This is a genomic window from Parapedobacter sp. ISTM3 (genome assembly GCF_016533505.1).
GTDB classification, from domain to species: Bacteria; Bacteroidota; Bacteroidia; order Sphingobacteriales; family Sphingobacteriaceae; genus Parapedobacter; species Parapedobacter luteus.
Genome location: NZ_JAENGN010000004.1, coordinates 239,727 through 256,490, shown reverse-complemented (window position 1 = coordinate 256,490; position 16,764 = coordinate 239,727). Strand labels below are relative to the sequence as shown.

General features: G+C 48.3%; 16 protein-coding genes. 6 read left to right on the top strand and 10 right to left on the bottom strand.

The window, feature by feature from the left end; all coding sequences use genetic code 11:
* Positions 1-13 precede the first annotated feature (13 nt).
* From JHJ32_RS08145 to JHJ32_RS08110, 8 genes are all read right to left on the bottom strand, one after another.
* A complete protein-coding gene (locus JHJ32_RS08145) occupies positions 14-406 on the bottom strand; it encodes a hypothetical protein (protein ID WP_200120640.1) in 393 nt (130 codons plus the stop codon).
* Between the two features lie 84 nt (positions 407-490).
* Positions 491-1,435: an iron-sulfur cluster repair di-iron protein gene (gene ric / locus JHJ32_RS08140; protein WP_200120639.1), complete on the bottom strand. Its 945-nt coding sequence runs from the start codon at positions 1,433-1,435 to the stop codon at positions 491-493.
* A 46-nt stretch (positions 1,436-1,481) separates the two neighbouring features.
* Positions 1,482-2,249 (bottom strand): ABC transporter permease subunit, encoded by a 768-nt coding sequence (locus JHJ32_RS08135; protein ID WP_200120638.1) that lies wholly within the window; start codon positions 2,247-2,249, stop codon positions 1,482-1,484.
* Positions 2,250-2,254: 5 nt separating this feature from the next.
* The gene (locus JHJ32_RS08130) at positions 2,255-2,974 is read right to left on the bottom strand and encodes an ABC transporter ATP-binding protein (RefSeq protein ID WP_200120637.1); all 720 of its coding nucleotides are present in this window, start codon (positions 2,972-2,974) and stop codon (positions 2,255-2,257) included.
* Between the two features lie 13 nt (positions 2,975-2,987).
* On the bottom strand, positions 2,988-4,289 hold the full coding sequence (locus tag JHJ32_RS08125) for a nitrous oxide reductase family maturation protein NosD (protein ID WP_200120636.1): 1,302 nt from the start codon (positions 4,287-4,289) through the stop codon (positions 2,988-2,990).
* Positions 4,286-5,287: a nitrous oxide reductase accessory protein NosL gene (locus JHJ32_RS23155; protein WP_200120635.1), complete on the bottom strand. Its 1,002-nt coding sequence runs from the start codon at positions 5,285-5,287 to the stop codon at positions 4,286-4,288. The genes JHJ32_RS08125 and JHJ32_RS23155 overlap by 4 nt, the downstream gene beginning before the upstream one ends.
* An 11-nt stretch (positions 5,288-5,298) precedes the next feature.
* Positions 5,299-7,284: a Sec-dependent nitrous-oxide reductase gene (nosZ, locus tag JHJ32_RS08115; RefSeq protein ID WP_200120634.1), complete on the bottom strand. Its 1,986-nt coding sequence runs from the start codon at positions 7,282-7,284 to the stop codon at positions 5,299-5,301.
* A gap of 27 nt (positions 7,285-7,311) precedes the next feature.
* On the bottom strand, positions 7,312-7,776 hold the full coding sequence (locus tag JHJ32_RS08110; RefSeq protein WP_200120633.1) for a c-type cytochrome: 465 nt from the start codon (positions 7,774-7,776) through the stop codon (positions 7,312-7,314).
* A 309-nt stretch (positions 7,777-8,085) separates the two neighbouring features.
* Between JHJ32_RS08110 and JHJ32_RS08105 the strand changes: the two genes are divergently transcribed.
* From JHJ32_RS08105 to JHJ32_RS08090, 4 genes are all read left to right on the top strand, one after another.
* Positions 8,086-8,718: a Crp/Fnr family transcriptional regulator gene (locus tag JHJ32_RS08105; protein WP_200120632.1), complete on the top strand. Its 633-nt coding sequence runs from the start codon at positions 8,086-8,088 to the stop codon at positions 8,716-8,718.
* A 161-nt stretch (positions 8,719-8,879) separates the two neighbouring features.
* Positions 8,880-10,463, top strand: coding sequence for a PAS domain-containing sensor histidine kinase (locus JHJ32_RS08100; RefSeq protein ID WP_200120631.1), 1,584 nt, complete (start codon positions 8,880-8,882; stop codon positions 10,461-10,463).
* 49 nt (positions 10,464-10,512) lie between these two features.
* On the top strand, positions 10,513-11,574 hold the full coding sequence (locus tag JHJ32_RS08095; RefSeq protein WP_200120630.1) for a response regulator: 1,062 nt from the start codon (positions 10,513-10,515) through the stop codon (positions 11,572-11,574).
* A 196-nt stretch (positions 11,575-11,770) separates the two neighbouring features.
* Positions 11,771-13,090 (top strand): acetyl-CoA hydrolase/transferase family protein, encoded by a 1,320-nt coding sequence (locus tag JHJ32_RS08090; protein WP_200120629.1) that lies wholly within the window; start codon positions 11,771-11,773, stop codon positions 13,088-13,090.
* 24 nt (positions 13,091-13,114) lie between these two features.
* Here JHJ32_RS08090 and JHJ32_RS08085 read toward each other — a convergent pair whose 3' ends face one another.
* Together JHJ32_RS08085 and JHJ32_RS08080 are read right to left on the bottom strand one after the other, a co-directional pair.
* Positions 13,115-13,543: a TerB family tellurite resistance protein gene (locus JHJ32_RS08085; RefSeq protein ID WP_200120628.1), complete on the bottom strand. Its 429-nt coding sequence runs from the start codon at positions 13,541-13,543 to the stop codon at positions 13,115-13,117.
* A 36-nt stretch (positions 13,544-13,579) separates the two neighbouring features.
* Positions 13,580-14,995, bottom strand: a complete 1,416-nt coding sequence (locus JHJ32_RS08080) for a L,D-transpeptidase family protein (RefSeq protein ID WP_200120627.1) — start codon at positions 14,993-14,995, stop codon at positions 13,580-13,582.
* A 226-nt stretch (positions 14,996-15,221) separates the two neighbouring features.
* Between JHJ32_RS08080 and JHJ32_RS08075 the strand changes: the two genes are divergently transcribed.
* Together JHJ32_RS08075 and JHJ32_RS08070 are read left to right on the top strand one after the other, a co-directional pair.
* Complete coding sequence (locus JHJ32_RS08075) at positions 15,222-15,923, top strand: DUF1003 domain-containing protein (RefSeq protein ID WP_200120626.1); 702 nt, start codon at positions 15,222-15,224, stop codon at positions 15,921-15,923.
* Complete coding sequence (locus tag JHJ32_RS08070; RefSeq protein WP_200120625.1) at positions 15,920-16,741, top strand: universal stress protein; 822 nt, start codon at positions 15,920-15,922, stop codon at positions 16,739-16,741. Before JHJ32_RS08075 ends, JHJ32_RS08070 begins: the two co-directional genes overlap by 4 nt.
* Positions 16,742-16,764 lie beyond the last annotated feature (23 nt).

Genomic DNA, 16,764 nt, shown 5'->3' with positions numbered 1-16,764 from the left:
CAGGAAATGAGGATTAACAGGCCTGTGGCGGCTGCCAGACGGCGGATAGAAAGCTATCGTTGATGAACCGGTCGTTCCGGATCGGCGTTTTGCGGCTATCGTTTGTCCGGCCCCTAACATCGCTTTCCAGCGTAACCGGTTGCGGTGATATGCAAACTACCTGGAGTACATTGGAGTGCATCATGAACGGAAGTTTTTGGTCGTGTTCATAGTCCTCATCGTATGGATGGTTCTCCAAGTGGTTGCCTTTGTAATGAAATATCAGAAAGTCTACCACAGACATTGACGGAGTTTTTTCTTTGTGCTCGAAATAATGAGCGACCAATGCCGGCAATTTCAACAACTGGTAAAGCTCCGTTGTCGAAAAAAGGTAAGTGGTTACTATCAGTGCCGTGAGCAATTTCATCTATACAAATTTAGTTAATCTTTAGGCAATCGTACCTGGTAATTTTATGCCTGAGCGTAATTTATATTTTATCAAAATAAAATTCTATCGATGTGCTAAGCGTTCGTTTTCGATTTTGATGACCTTTGGAAACAGGATGTTGTTTTCAAGGTGGATATGTTGGAACAGATCATTTTCAAACGCTTTGATCTTTTCATACAGGTATGTGTAGGAATTGCAAGCATTGGCGGGCAGCTGATAATCAGCGGTCAATTTACGGAAGTTGCGCAATTCGTTTCCGGCATCCTGATGTTCCCGTTCCAAGTCTTGTACCGCTTCGTGGATTTGCTGAGGCAAATCGTTGGCTCCGTGTTCCAATTTTTTGACCAAGGGAAAAAGTATTTGCTCTTCGTTTTGAAGATGACTATAAAGATCGGCCATGAATGCGTGCATGCCTTCGGCCAATTCCATCAGTTCGTGATGTTCGAAGCCGTGGCGTAGCGCTACTTTATCTGCCAATTGTTCAATGATAGGCCCATGTTCCCGTATATATCGGTGATGTACGTTATAGATATAATCTGCTAAAAATCCAAGATCCCACCGGTCGAAATCATATGCCACTTGCGTGCCCCTGACTTCCCCGGCAGCACCCAATTCACTGCGTAAATGCTGCTCTTCCACACCGGCCACTTCCGCTGCTTCCCGAAGTGTCCTTTTGCCACCGCAGCAGAAATCGATGCCCAATTTCATGAATACTTCTGCCTTGCGGATATCTTTGGCAACGATTCTACCTATCGTATCCGCTTCCTCCCTTCCTGCAAGCGACTTCGTAATCCGGACACGCCAGCGTCCCGGATCTGCTTCGAGATATTCCCAGTTGTACCGATTAGACTGCTCGCCGAACGTGGAATAATACAGCGGCTTAGGATCCTGGTCATTTAACATGATGAAATCTTCACCTTGGTCCAACGCTTCGAAATGCGCTAAAATCGTGGAATGTCTCACTTGTGGTTCAATTTTCGTGATATCCAATATTGCTGTTTTTTTCATGGCTTTATTTGTTTAATTCGTATTGCGCAGTATGTATTGTCTTTTATCACAAATCCTTCCGCCTGAAAAACCGCAACGAGAACCATAGCGGCATAACCGTCCACAGTACCAGTACTGCTGCTGTCGTTGCCATACCTCCTGCGGTCCCAAAGAAGTTCCGGAATATCGCCCCGGTATACCCCATCATGGCCGAAACATCTATCTGCAACAGGATCAGGACCCGGCTGATGTCGATGGGGTTCAGCATGGACAGCGCTACCATTGCATTTTCGATGGGGTAGTCCGAAAACTGGAACAGAAAGAACAGTACCAATGCATCAAATAGCAGTGCAAAATAGAGCCAGAGCAGGATGGACAATCCGATGCCTTTGGCTTTGTCGCGTATACGCACGGCAGCCCAAAGGGCAATAGACACGAAGACCAATGACAATGCGCAGCCGCAGAGTACCAACATGATGCCCGACGCTGTAAATGCATAAAAAGCCACAGGAATGCCCACGCCAACAATGAAAGCCAACGATACGGCCCCAGCCAATCCGGTGAAAATGCTCATCCAGATTACCCCCCGGCGAAGCGGCTGACTGACCAGCAATTCGATGAACTCCGAACTGTTGTATAGGTAGACCGTGGAAAAGAGGATACTTACCAGGGGCACCACAAATAGCACAATACTCAATAAACTGGCCACCCCCTTTTCCGCGTTGTCTTCCATGCTGAACACACTGAATGAAAGTATTAATAACACGGCTGTATACACGATGATGGTACGGCTCCTGAGGAGGTCGGCAATGACATATTTGATAATCTTTTTCATGTTGTTTAATCGATGAGTTCATGGATGGCTATTACCTGTGCAACTGCCTTTGACAACTTATCCGTCCCGGTTGCCGTCTTAAGTGATTGCAACGACTTGTGGAACAGTGGCTTACCTTCCTGCATGTAAATGACCTCCGATACCAGATCGTCCAGGTCGCTCAATACATGCGAAGTAATGATAACCAGTTTGTTCCGTTGTGTTTCGGTGATAATCTTGTCTTTCAGTAATTCGGTCGAAAGTGGGTCCAGCCCGGCCGTTGGCTCGTCAAGAATAAGCACTTCCGGATTGAACAGGAAGGCGAGACAGGCACTCACCTTCTGACGGGTCCCGCCGGATAATGTACGCATCCGCTTATCGAGCATACCGTTCAGGCCGAAGGCAACGAAAAGTTCCTTGTCCAATGCAGATTCCGGTATTTTCCGGATGTCTTTCATCATGTCCAGCACCTGTCCGATAGACATGTTTTCGGGATAACGCCCGATTTGAGGCATGTAGCCGATCCGGTTCCGGTATTGCCATTCATTGGCGATGTCCTTGCCTTTGACGGTGATTTTGCCCGATTGTGGTACCACCATTCCCAATATGGACTTGATCAACGTGGTCTTTCCACTGCCATTGGGGCCGATGAGGGCAACGCAATGCCCGCCTTGGAGCGTAAGGCAAACATCGTTAAGTACCGTCAGTTTGCCGAATCGTTTCGATAGGTGTTGGATGGCAATCATAAGTCTAAGGGATTCATTCGTCAACAATAGCAGTTCCCAGCCGCCTTATGAAACCTGCATTCATATCATCGGTTTCATGCAAGGTAAATACAGGCTTCATTAACGGACGGTCGTCTTTTAAGCCTTCGGGTGTAAGGCTGGGCAGCATCCGTTCGGTGCGGTCGAGTAACGTGGCCATAAAACTGCGGAAGAGCAGCATAGCCATTGGATACTTTTCCACCACCATCGAATACAGGCTGATAGGGCGGTATGGTACATCCCCTTCCTGATCTTTGTCGAGGTCATACCCCTCATATTTATCCCAATAGTTTTGCACGAACGTATTGAGCACCAGCGAACCGTTCGTGGCAATATCAAACGTGTTCTGAATGAAATTATTCTGTGTAAGCATATTATCCATGCAGCTGGCCTGGATTTTCAATGCCCAGCCGTTTCCCTCAAACCGGTTGCGCTGTATCTGGACGCGGTTACTTCCTTCCATCAATATCCCGGTCGTATTCCGGAAAAATACATTGTCCTCAATATGGCTGTCCATGATGTCTTTAAGCAATAACCCATATGCCGCATCGCCCCAGTTTTCGCTGAACACATTATGCTCCATACGCACATGCTTGGTATACATCACCGCTACGCCAGCCCCGTTGCCGGTAAAGGTATTGTGGTAGTATCCGTTGTTGTGGGAAAACATGAAATGCAATCCATACCGCCGGTTATTCAGGGAACGGTTATCCCGCGCTTCCGTATGCGTCACAAATTCAAGATAGATTCCGTCCCGGTGACCGGCGATGGTGTTGCCCGAGATGTGAAGGCTATCGCTTTTCCAGGCGTGTATACCGTTCCCAGTAAGCTGTTCCGTCTTGCCATAGGCAGTCAGTCGGTTGTTACGGATGGTGCATTGCCTTGATCCCTGCACATAGATCCCAAAAAAGTTATCGTCCAATACATTGTCGGCGACGGTGACGTGGTGGGCGTCATAAATCTTCACAGCGGCGATGTCTTTTACGGATGAATGGCCCGATGCTTTGATGGTAAATCCCTTTATAGTGACGTATGGAACGAATATGGAAAACGGCTCATACCGTTTTTGCCCATCAATGATGGGATTATCCACCCCGATGATCGTAATGCGTTTGCGGATAGCCAGGTTTCCTTCGCGGTATGTACCCCCAACCACCCGGATGGTATCGCCATCGGAAACCAGTTCCAGGGCGCTTTGTATCGAAGTAATCCGGTGTCGGGGGCCTACCTCGATGGTAGCGGCACGCACCATGCCGGCTACCATCAGGCAAATGCAAAGGTTAACGAGATAGGTCATTTCCACAGGTCCTTCCATGTGATGCGCAGACCGCCGTGGACCTCACGCACTTTTTCCAAATCTGTTTCGCTGGCAAATGCAGCAATGTCACCCCGCATGGGGCTTTTTAACGATTCGCTTTTCAGCAGAAACAGACCGTCGGCGGGCAGCAGCTTGTTTTCATTTGAATAATCAGGCAGGTAGTAGCGGGCCACCTCTTCACGGGCGACACCTCCTCCTTTGACAAAAGCAACCATGCACTGCACATCGTCAAAATTGTAAGCTCGTCCCTTGGTGGTGACCAACTGGCTGGCGAAACGGGCGTCACTGACCGTCATCCGGCAATGCGCACATTGATCGTTTCCGAAGTTAATGGGCTTCGGGCCGTCGCTTCCGCAGGCCTGCAGGCTGAATGCCAATGCCAATCCAAGAATGGGGATCCGTGCGATGCGCCATTCTGCATAAGCACAATAGGTCAACAACACCCCACAGGCAATAAATATCCACCCGCCGATGCCGGGAATGGAAAATGCACCGAAGTTGAGCAGTTGCTTGAATCCGATCAGCGGTGGCTGATACGCCATCCCGGGCACTTTGATCGGTGCAGCTGGATCGAGGTCGTGCCCGTACTCGTATAACCACCTCCAAAAGTCGACCATTGATACGATACCAAACAGCAGGAATGCGCTGAACAGAATATGCAGTAGTTTTCGTCGCCCCAACGCGCCCACCAGAACGAATGCCAGGGCATATATCCCGATCAGGTAAGGAAGCACCGTAAACTCAATAAAATCGTCTGCATGGAGCGTCCCCATACCGATGTAATGGTTAAGTCCGTTGATCACTTCCACCTGCCCATCCAATTTATAACTGTAAATCAGTAACTCGAGCCCTTCCGGGTATTGTGCTGCGTCCAGCTCGATACGCCAAATCGGCAATACGATGACCGTTGCCAGGGCCAAACCGCAGATGATCAGTATGGCTCTGTGTAGTCTGATGATGGAATCTTGGGTCTTCACGTCTTTTGATTTTATTCGCCTGCTGCTGCCTGACTTGTACCTGTGCTGAAGGTCAACGGGACATTACTTCCCTTTGCGGATACCCGGACATAGCCGGACATCTCCTGATGAAGGGCACTGCAGAAGTCTGTACAGTACATCGGGAATATCCCCGTGCGGTCCGGAATCCATTTAAGCGTCTGTGTCTCGCCCGGCATGACCAGCAACTCACTGTTGCCCGCGCCCTTGATGGCAAAGCCGTGTGGCATATCCCAATCCTGCTCGATATTGGTTACATGGAAAAGCACCTCGTCCCCCAATTGGATTCCTTCGATGTTGTCCGGCGTAAAGTGCGACCTGATGGTGGTCAGGTAAACATGCACGGTATTACCATTACGCTCTACGCGGGCTTCGGATTCTCCCTTGGCGATATAGGGGTGACTGTTGGCATTGATATCGTAGATTTTCAAACTATTGTCTTTAATGAGGTCAGCGGGGACTGCCTGTGCATAGTGCGGTTCTCCGATGGTCGGGAAGTCCAGCAGCAGTTCCATTTTTTCACCACTGATGTCAAATAGCTGCGCAGCGTGGCAAAGCTCGGGACCTGTTGGCAAAAAGCGGTCTTTCGTAATTTTGTTGTATGCCACAAGGTATTTGCCAAACGGCTTTTTTGTGTTGCCACCGGCCACCATTAAGTGGCCAACCGAATAATAGGTGGGTTGCCGATCGATCACTTCCAGTTTTTCAATGTTCCATTTTACAACCTCGGAGGAAACAAAGAATGAAGTGTAGGCATTGCCTTTGTCATCAAACTCGGTATGCAAAGGCCCCAACCCCGGCTTCTCTACCTCTCCGTATAACGCCGACTCATATTTGACAACGGGGATACCGCTATACAACTCGGCTTCAAAATCCTTATTGGCAATGGCGTTCTGTAATTTGTCGAAGCTGAAAACAGGAATCAAAGCGGCCAATTTGCCGCTTCCGATGATATACTCTCCGGTGGGATTGACGTCGGTACCATGCGGCGATTTTGGACACGGGATCAAATATGCCAGATCTTCAAAATCGGCTAAGTCAAGCACAGTCACATCGGTCTTGATTTCGGAAGTAGCCGAGTGGGTCTCCTCATTATATTTGTTGTGCGCATACCGCACTGCTTGCTTGGTACCCTTACCGGCCTTGAAATATTCTTCAGCCTTTTTCCAGTTGATTGCCAGGATGAAATCCTTGTCATTTTGGGATGCACTAACTTCCAGTAAGGTATGTGCTTGTTCGGAATTGTAGCAACTGAGGAAAAGCCAGCCGTTTGATTTGCCTTTTCCGGCACTGGATAAATCAAAATTCAATCCCGGGGTCTTCAACTGAAAAGCGATATCAAATTCCCCGGTTTCCTTGTCGACACTCACAAAGCTGATATGTCCCTTGAAGTTCTCCTTGTACGAGCTGATCGGGACATCTCCACCGGGTCCATCGGGCGGAACGCTGAAACGGGTTGCGGCGATCACATACTCCGAGTTCTCGGTTGTAAACGGCGAACAGTGGTTGCCTCCGGTATTGGGAATCTCAATAATTTCGGCGGTACGGTAAGTCGTCAGATCGATCCTGGCCAAACGCGGAGTGTTGTTGGAGTTGGCAAACATCCATTTGCCGTCTGCCATCCCGTCGGTGAACGATGCTTCGATGTGATGAAGGTCATCCCAAGGGATAAAGCCATGTGATGTCTCCAGCATGGGCTTGGTCTCTTCGCTGAAGCCCCAGCCTTTTTCCGGATCTACCGAAAACACAGGGATGACGCGGAACAGCCGGCCGCTGGGTAGTCCGTAAACACTCATCTGACCACTGAACCCGCCCGACACGAAATTATAGAACTCATCATACTGCCCCGGTGGGACGTATGTCCGCTGGGCGGCATTTCCGGCCATGGCACTGCCGGCTCCCTTAGGTTTGCAGGCGCTGAATGAGATGGATACCGCCGCGGCAGCAAGCATCCATAGGAGATATTGTTTTGGTTTCATGATGAAAAATTTGAAGTTAGAAAATCGCTACTTCACCCCGTCGTTCTGGCGCATGAACTCCAGGATCTTGCGGGCATCGTCATCCGAAAGGTTCTGATTCGGCATACGCACCAGGCAGATTTCCAATTGTGCCAGCAATTTGGGATCTTTATCAATCATCGGGTCCGGATTGGTAATAAAGTTCATGATCCATTCCGGACGGTGTCTTTCGGTTACGCCTGACCATCCCGGCCCCACCAGCCGCTGGTCCGTATACTTATGGCAGCTCGCGCACTTGACATCGGCGATGACTTTCCCATCATTGGCCATCTGTACATCGAGTTTATCTCCTAAATCTACATTTTCAAATTTTCCGAGACCGCGGTTAGGATCATAGTCCGATGGTTGCTGGGTTTCGTTGTTCGCGGAATCGCTTTCCGAATCCTGCTTGCTGCCGGAGGAACAGGCATAAACGAATATGCCCAGTGCCAAAATAATCACCAGTTGTTTCATTTTAGTTGCTATTAAGTTAGATAGTTCGTTATCACGTTTTTCATCTTCCGACACATGTAAGTATTCCTTGCTTAAACAAAAGTACAGCCGATCCCAAAAATCATTTTATGCGTAGAATCATAAAGCTGTTCCGGTTTAATCATTTTTAAGATAATTATGGTTTATCCAATTCATTTTCAGGTATTTATAAGTGTTGAGCGACAATCCTGATTTTCGTCATCTCCTTCAATGATATTTGTCAGCATCGGCCTGCGGAATTCGCCTTATTCTTGTAGGGGATATCTTTTTTGGACCTTTAATACGTTGTCAATGATTCCAGCAAGCCTACTTATCCAACAGGGAGCCACTTACCGGAAATTAGCCGCAGGCGAGGTTGTTTTTAACGAAGGGTCGCCAGCTGCCTACTATCATCAGTTGATAACCGGAAGGGTACGTTGGTGCAATATCACGGAAGACGGAAAGGAGATACTCCACCGGATCGTGGAAGCCGGAGAAAGTTTCGGGGAGTTTCCACTGTTCGACGGCGCTCCGTATGCAGCCAGTGCAATCGCTGATACCCCCTGCACGATATTAAAGTTATGTGTCCCGTCGTTTCATGAGCTGCTGCGGAGAAATCCGGACATTCACTTGGCGTTCACCAGTTCGCTGGTGCAACACCTGCGCTTTAAGTTCTTTTTGACAGATTTGCTCGCACAGAATAATCCGGAGACTGTAATCTCAAAACTGATAAGCTATTTCAATCAACAGGGCAAATTTATCTGTCAGGACTGCCACCGTCTGCTGTTAACACGCCAACAGCTGGCCAACATGACCGGGCTGCGTGTGGAAACCGTCATCCGCGTCATTAAACACATGGAAAAGCAAGCGCGAGTCAATATCCTGAAAGGTAAAGTATTTATTCCTGCCGAAGAAATAACGGCTGCGGTTAATCAAGTCGGATAGGGACAATCCAGCCGGCGGAAATAAGACGTTTTATTTTTAATTTTTTTTTCGGATTTTTGTTATGAACATTTTGAATGTAAGCGCATTATCTGTAAATCGTCCGAGTCCTATGACCCGCCTGCTATTTGCTGATATTGATATTCGGACCTCACTCTTCGCGTATGAAATTAAGGGTCGATTCGGATCTCCGCCTATTTTTGATAGGTGTACTGTTGATCACTGCCGTATCACTGGGGGTAGTAATTGCCCCAGGGAATAATGCGGCATGGTCGACAGCCTATATACTGTTTCATTTATATTTTCTTTGGTTAGGCGTGCGTGGCAAATACTACAGTGTATTGGCAATCATTGCGACGGTAAGCATTATACTGGCGTATTTCCTGTCCATTGAACGGGATGACTGGGGCCTGGCCACCTTTTCGGGAAGTCTTATTGCCATCTTTACGGTTTGGACGGTGGTTTATTTCATGTATCGTCAAAAAAGACACATCGCAAAAGAATTGAAAGACAAAGCCCGCCTTGATGCCATGTTTGAAAATGCGACGGAAGGAATGCTGATGGTAGACCATGCGGGAGAAATCATCCTATTCAATGCATATGCCGAACAACTGTTCGGTTACAATAGGAGTGAGGTAATCGGCAGCAGCATGGAAAAGTTGATTCCCTCACGCTTTGCCAAGCAACATGTTACCCATCGGAAGGGCTATCACGCTGCGCCACGCAACCGTCCGATGGGAGCCGGATTGGAATTGTACGCACTGCATAAAGACGGACATGAGTTTCCGGTCGAAATCAGCCTGGGTCATTTCAAGGCCGATAGTGAAGTGGTTGTAATCGCGTTTGTAAATGATATTTCCGAACGTAAAAAGGCAGCTGAACAGATCAGGAGGGAGCAGGAGCGAACCAAGCAACTGAACGAGGAACTGGAGCTCCGCGTTATCGAGCGCACCAGTGATCTGGCGGCCGCCCTCGATCGATTGAAAACAACCAATGAAAATTTGCAGTCAATGGAAGTCGAACTGCTGAAAACGCTCGAAAAGGAACGGGAACTGGGCGAACTGAAATCCAGATTTGTCACCATGGCGTCCCATGAATTCAGGACGCCGTTGAGTACCATCCTTTCTTCGCTGTTTCTCCTTGAAAACTATGGACGGGATGAATACGAGCAGGCGAAAGCGACCCATATGAGTCGGATAAAACGTGCTGTGAACAACATGACATCCATCCTTAATGATTTTCTCTCGCTTAGTAAAATGGAAGAAGGCAAGGTTGAAATAACCTATGCGGAGATGGATATCCGGCAGCGCATCGTTGAGATTGTGGATGAAATGAATACCGTTAAGAAACGCGACCAAACTATCCGATATGAGCATATGGGACCGACGGACGAAATTCTGATGGACGAGCAATTCCTTCGGAACATATTGATTAATCTGGTGTCCAATGCGATTAAATTTTCGGGAGATGACGGCACGATCAGCATTGGTTCCACGATTGCCGGGGGGAAATTGAGATTACAGGTTACCGATAATGGGGTGGGCATTCCAGAGGAAGAACAGAAGCACCTCTTTAATCGGTTTTTCCGGGCTAGGAACGTTCAGAACATCAATGGGACCGGACTGGGCCTGCACATCGTAAAACGTTACGTAGACATGATGAAAGGGACCATTTCATTGACAAGTGTACAGGGTGAAACCTCGTTTGCCATCGAAATACCGCTATTGCCTGAGCCGTCATTGGGCTAATGATAGGAATGTAAAAATTTAGAGTTATTATTTATAAAACGCTAAACTCATGAAAACAACTGTTCTGGTGATCGAAGACAACGAGGAAATCTGTGGAAATATCGCGGAAATACTGCAGATCAGTGGCTACAATGTCCTGACTGCCCCGGATGGCAAATCGGGCGTCGAGAAAGCCCTTAAACACAAACCGAACCTGGTAGTTTGTGATATCATGATGCCTGAATTGGACGGTTATGGGGTCCTCCATGTTTTGGCCAGGCATCCGGATACTGCCGATACACCGTTTATTTTTCTCACCGCCAAGGCGGAGAAATCGGATTTCAGAAAGGGGATGGGCATGGGGGCAGACGATTACCTGGTAAAGCCGTTTGATGGAATGGAACTGTTAGAAACGGTGGCGACCCGGCTTAGAAAGAGCGAGCATCTGAAAACATCCTTCGGCAGCCAGGTCGACGATATTGATGCTTTCTTGGATAAAGCTGGGGAATTGCCTGACTTACCGAATATTTCCGGGGAAAGACCGAGGAAATCATACAAGAAGCGCGACCACATCTTCATGGAAGGGCAGCGGCCAAGTGAACTTTACTTCGTTATCCGGGGCGAGGTGAAAACCAGCCGCATGAATTACGATGGCAAGGAATTGGTTACCGGCATGTTCCGGGAAGGAAATTTCATTGGATACCTCCCCCTGCTGAAAGATACTCCCTATACCGAAAGCGCGGTTGCATTGCAAGATACAGAGGTGCGGGTTATTCCCAAGCAGGATTTCCAGACTTTGGTCCATACCAATCGGGAAGTTGCCTCCAGATTTATCAAAATACTATCCAATAATTTGTTTGAAACCGAAAAAAGACTGTTGGAATTAGCGTATCAATCCGTCCGCCAACGCGTGGCGTCGACGTTGGTATATCTTTACCAGCAACAACGTGTAGCCGAAAGGCCAATACCGTTATTGACGGTGTCACGAAAAGACATGGCCGCTATAGTAGGAACCGCATTGGAATCACTCAACAGAACACTCGCCGATTTCCGGGATGAACACGCTATTAGCCTGACGGAAGGGGGTATCAAAATCCTGGAACTCGGGAAGTTGGAACGAATCAGCCACTAGACAGAACGAAGGACAATAAAGTCATTAATGAGCCTGGCTTTTATCGCAATTCAACTTGTGCAAAAGTTGCCCAACAGATTGGGAATATCATAGATTAATAAAGTGGTATGCAACCGGTCTGAAAGATGATGAAGATCATCATTTCACCGGAATCTTATTATTTATTGCCGGGGCAAGAAAAAGTACCTTTGGACATATGAAAGCAAATCAACGATATGTGCTGGCTGAGGAGGCAGTCAGGATCGTCAGATCAGGCGACCGGGTATTCATCCATGGAAGTGCCGCGACTCCGGCCCAACTGGTAAAGGCCATGCAGAACAGGTACCGCGAGCTCGGGAATGTGGAGCTGGTAAGCATTACCACCCTTGGCGATGTCGATTTTGACAGTCCCGAATATCGGAAAAGTTTCTTTTACAATTCGTTGTTCGTTTCCGCGGTTACCCGTAAAGTGGCCAACAGCGATTCCGGTGATTACATACCGATATTCCTGAGCGAAATTCCCCGCTTATTCAAGGAGAACCGGCTCCCACTGGATGTAGCCATGATCCAGGTGTCACCTCCGGATGTCCATGGTTACTGTTCGCTCGGTACCTCGGTGGATATTGCCGTGGCGGCAGTAAACGCTGCTAAGCACGTAATCGCAATGGTGAATCCCCAAATGCCCCGTACGCATGGCGACGGATTTATCCATAGTGACAAGATCGATACAATGGTTTGGGAAGACAGCCGGTTACCGGAAGTAGATTACTCCTCGAAAAACGGAGACGTTGTCCGGCAGATCGGCCTGCATATCGCTTCCCTGATCGAAGATGGGGCTACCCTCCAGTTAGGTATTGGTAGTATCCCTGACCAGGTACTGAAAAACCTGAACGGTCACCGGAATCTGGGGCTTCATACTGAGATGTTCTCCGATGGAATCATTCCCCTGATTGAAACTGGCATCATCAATAACAGTTGTAAAAAGCTTGATAGGGGGCGGTCAGTGACTTCCTTTATGGTCGGCACGCGGAAGCTGTACGATTTCGTGGATGACAACCCGCAGATCCGGGTAAAAGACATCGCTTATGTAAACGACACCGGAATAATCCGGCAAAACCCAAAGGTCATGGCCATTAACAGCGCTATCGAGATTGACCTTACAGGGCAGGTTTGTGCCGATTCGATCGGGACGTTCCAGTATTCCGGTATCGGTGGACAAATGGATTTTATAAGAGGCGCATCCCTTTCGGAAGGAGGGAAGGCCATCATCGCCTTACCTTCGGTTACCTCCAAAGGGATTTCGCGCATAGTACCTTACCTTAAAGACGGAGCCGGTGTGGTTACCACCCGCGGGCATGTCCATTGGGTAGTTACCGAATATGGGGTCGTCGACCTGTTCGGGAAAAACCTGAAGCAACGGGCAAAAGCCCTGATAGGCATAGCCCATCCCGATCACCGGGAAGGATTGGAAAAGGCCTTTCACGTAAGATTCGGCGGGGATTCAGTCGGTTTTGCTTCACCCGGGAAAATACAGTAGTGAATGAAAAGCACCCCGGTATGCTTACTTAAACAACTGGTAAAGGCGGAAGAGCATGGTCAACTCTGCTTTGTTTTTGTCGCGGAAAGCGATAGCGATGTTATTTGCCGTTTCCAAAACATGTGCTTTAATAGCCGGTGCAAAAAAACTGGGGTTTTCCTTGAAGAACATTTCAAACTTCTCAAATGCTTTTTCAGCGGAAGGGGCCTCCTCAAGCAACCAATCAAAAACCGACGATACCTGATAGGCGGCATCACCGCCGAACTCATCGGTACTGTCTTCAAGTTTTAACCAGATATCCTGAAGTACCGTTTTTAAACGGTCTGTTTCAGCTGCTGTAACTTGCCTATCAGCAGCAGCAATGGCGTAAAGCAAATAGCCGAGTTTTCTGTAGAACTCGAGCCAGGTACGATTTGAATACATGGTCATTGATTTTTTATGATGATAAATCATTTGTTTTGCAGGTAAAAGCTACTTGACCGGAACGGATCAGTCATAAAAAGCCGCCTCTAAGGCGGCATCCAAGCCGTATGGGTCTTCATAGATCTCCAACAGGCCATTTTTTATTTCGCATGTAAGGTATGTGACATAGACGGGCACCGGACTTTTTAATATAAAGGTACGGCGCTCGTACAGGGCAACCGAAGTCTGGAGTGAAGGGATTTCACTGCTTGCGCCATCGGCTTCCAGCAACAGCGCAGCAAGCTTTGTTGCCCACTCAACGCGGATATTGCCATCGGTGAGCGCTTTTTCGGTTTGTTGAAATGATTGTAGATCGGGTGTGTCGTATAGATAGAGCCCAGCGGGATTGCCGAAGCGGAACACAATACTTCCAAGGGAGTTGTCCATTCCGGTCGATTGCCTCGCATAGTATAAATCCGGATTTCGACTTATCCGTTTTAACAGGCGTCTATCGGGCTCCAGCCGGTTACCCTCGTGACCATAGATAACAAAACGATTGTCTTGCAGGAAAGCACTGTCTGCCAGCGCCGCAGGAAGAATCTGCTCAATGAACAAACCATCGGGCACTTTCCATTCAGGAGCTGTATAAAAATACCGGAGATTTCCCTTGATAACTGGGGTTGGGGTGGTTGGCTTCCCGACGACTATGCGGAATAAATAATCGCTTTGGAGTCGATGAAACGTCAAGGTATAGGAAGGGATATTGATTCGGATATAAAGATTATCGTCGCTGTTGATCCAGCGTAAACGTTCCATATTGATGGCCATTTTCCGCACATCGCCTTCCGGCACTTCATAGCAATCACCCACATATTGGCCTGCTACCAGTTTCAGGTTTTCCTGAAGTGCCACGTATTCGGCCGAAGTCGGTTGCACACCGGTAATTGCGGCCATAAAATCGTCCCGTCGTAAAGCGAGCGCCAACGCGCCTACGGCGTCGAATGCGCCCGCTTTTCCCTGGTCTATAGTTTTTTCAGGATAATGGGGATTAAGCCTGCCATAATGCAGATGATTCATGAAGGTCAGTAAGGCGTCGGTCAACACGATATCGAAACGGGCTTTTTCCTGGACGTTTGCTGGAGACGGCTGTTCCATGAATCGTTCCAATCGTTCATACACTAGCTGCTTGGGATGATAATCCGAATGCAATAGTCCATATTGGACCACACAGTCAAACAGAAGCATGGCGTCCCAGGTCTGCCCGACGACACCTGCAGAATTGACCCAACTGGTTTTAAAGCGATTTTTTTTGTAATACCGCTTTACCGAATTTGGGAAATGTAACTCCATGTCTTCAACGTTGGCGAGCTCCTGCTTAACGGCCGCTGCGAGGGCTTGATCCTGGAGCGGCAAATGACGGATTGTTCCGGCCGTTATTCCCCCGGGCCAGGCAACCTGCGCAACGCAGAAAAGGAGAATGATGTTTACGTGATGAATTTTCATGGTTCGTCTTTTTCGTAAAGGTGCCTAGTCGTTGCGATGGAGCGAATGACGAATATCAGTTTGCTTACTGATTTTGATTGGATGATCGTTATACACCCATATCTCCAGGGGGAATCGAGCTACAGATAATTGACATGCTTTCCAATGATTTTTATCATTTCAATACGTCATTACAGTTTATATTATTACGTTAAAATTTCGATGAAATAAATGGCAAAGAAGCTGTATGGAAACCTTTAAAAGTGATATTTCCGGGAAAGAATTTGCAGTTGCAGAGAAGATACCCGGTAGGAGCGTACCCGCAGAGCTGTTGAAATTGATCCAATCAAAAAACAGTGGATTTAGCATCGAGCATAATCTGTCAATGGGTGAACTGAATATGTTCCGATCACAATATATGGCGGATTTCCTTTTGAAAGAGGTCAAAGACCTGACCGTACTGGAACAGACTGTATTGAATTCCCTGACCGAACGGGCTGCCCTTTCCAGCACAATCATGGATGTAGAGGACCAGCAGCCCGGGACCGGCCAGCGCATAGCCGACCATGTGGCCACATTCGGTGGAAGCTGGACCTTTATTCTCTCGTTTATCGCTATTTTGCTCATCTGGATTTCTGTCAATGCGTGGTACCTGCATAATAGGGGATTTGATCCCTATCCCTTCATCCTGCTCAACCTGCTGTTATCATGTCTTGCTGCTCTGCAAGCACCGGTTATCATGATGAGCCAGAACAGGCAGGAGGAAAAAGACCGCCAACGGGCCAAGAAGGATTACATGATCAACCTGAAATCGGAACTTGAAATACGGATGCTCCACGAAAAGCTTGATCACCTGATCATCAGGCAACAGGAAGACATCATCGAGGTGCAGCGTCTTCAAGTGGAACAAATGGATAATATCGTAAAAAACATGAATGCGACACGATGAAAACGATGCTTATTGCCACTGATTTTTCGGCTGCCGCGAACAACGCTGCCCGCTATGCTGCTGCGTTGGCGGCCGGTTTAGGGTTGGAACGCATACTCCTGTATCATGCAACCGCCGGGCAGGCCAGTGACCACATTGCCGGGCTCATTGACACACTGAAGACAGACCTCCAGCAGATTTTGGGAGCGTCCGTAATGATAACAGCGGAGATTAACTCCATTTCATTATTGAAAGGCATTCGCCTGCTGGTGAAGACGCATCATGCGGACATGGTCGTTGTCGGACTGACGGGCGAAAATAAGTTGGGAAGGTTGCTGATGGGAAGCAATACGGCGCGCTTATTAGGCAGCTGTCCCGTACCCTTACTTGTAATCCCTGCCGATTGCGTATTCCAATCCGTGAAACGCATCGCTTTTGCCTGCGACTTTAGAAATATCACGCAGGACGGCCCCTACGTGTTTATCAAAGACTTCGCCGGCAGGCTTGGCGCAGAATTAATGATTGTCAACGTCGTAAGCGGCGGAGAGCCGGACGACGATTTTTGGAAGGCGGACGAGGTATTGCATACGCTTTTTGATCCGGCAGGTGCAACGTACCACTATACGGGGGACATGCGCGTGGAGCATGGAATACGTTCGTTTTCAGACTCGCACGAAGCGCAATTGGTCATTGTGATCGCCAAAGGCACACGTGGCTTTTTCAGTTGGCAGCGGCATCGAAGTGTTATTGGAAAATTAACATTCATGACTGATTTACCGACCGTGATCGTTCGGCTCAATTCCGGTTCAAAGATAGTCGCGGACAAAAATCGCCGTTGATACGGGTTGGGGGAACCCGGAAT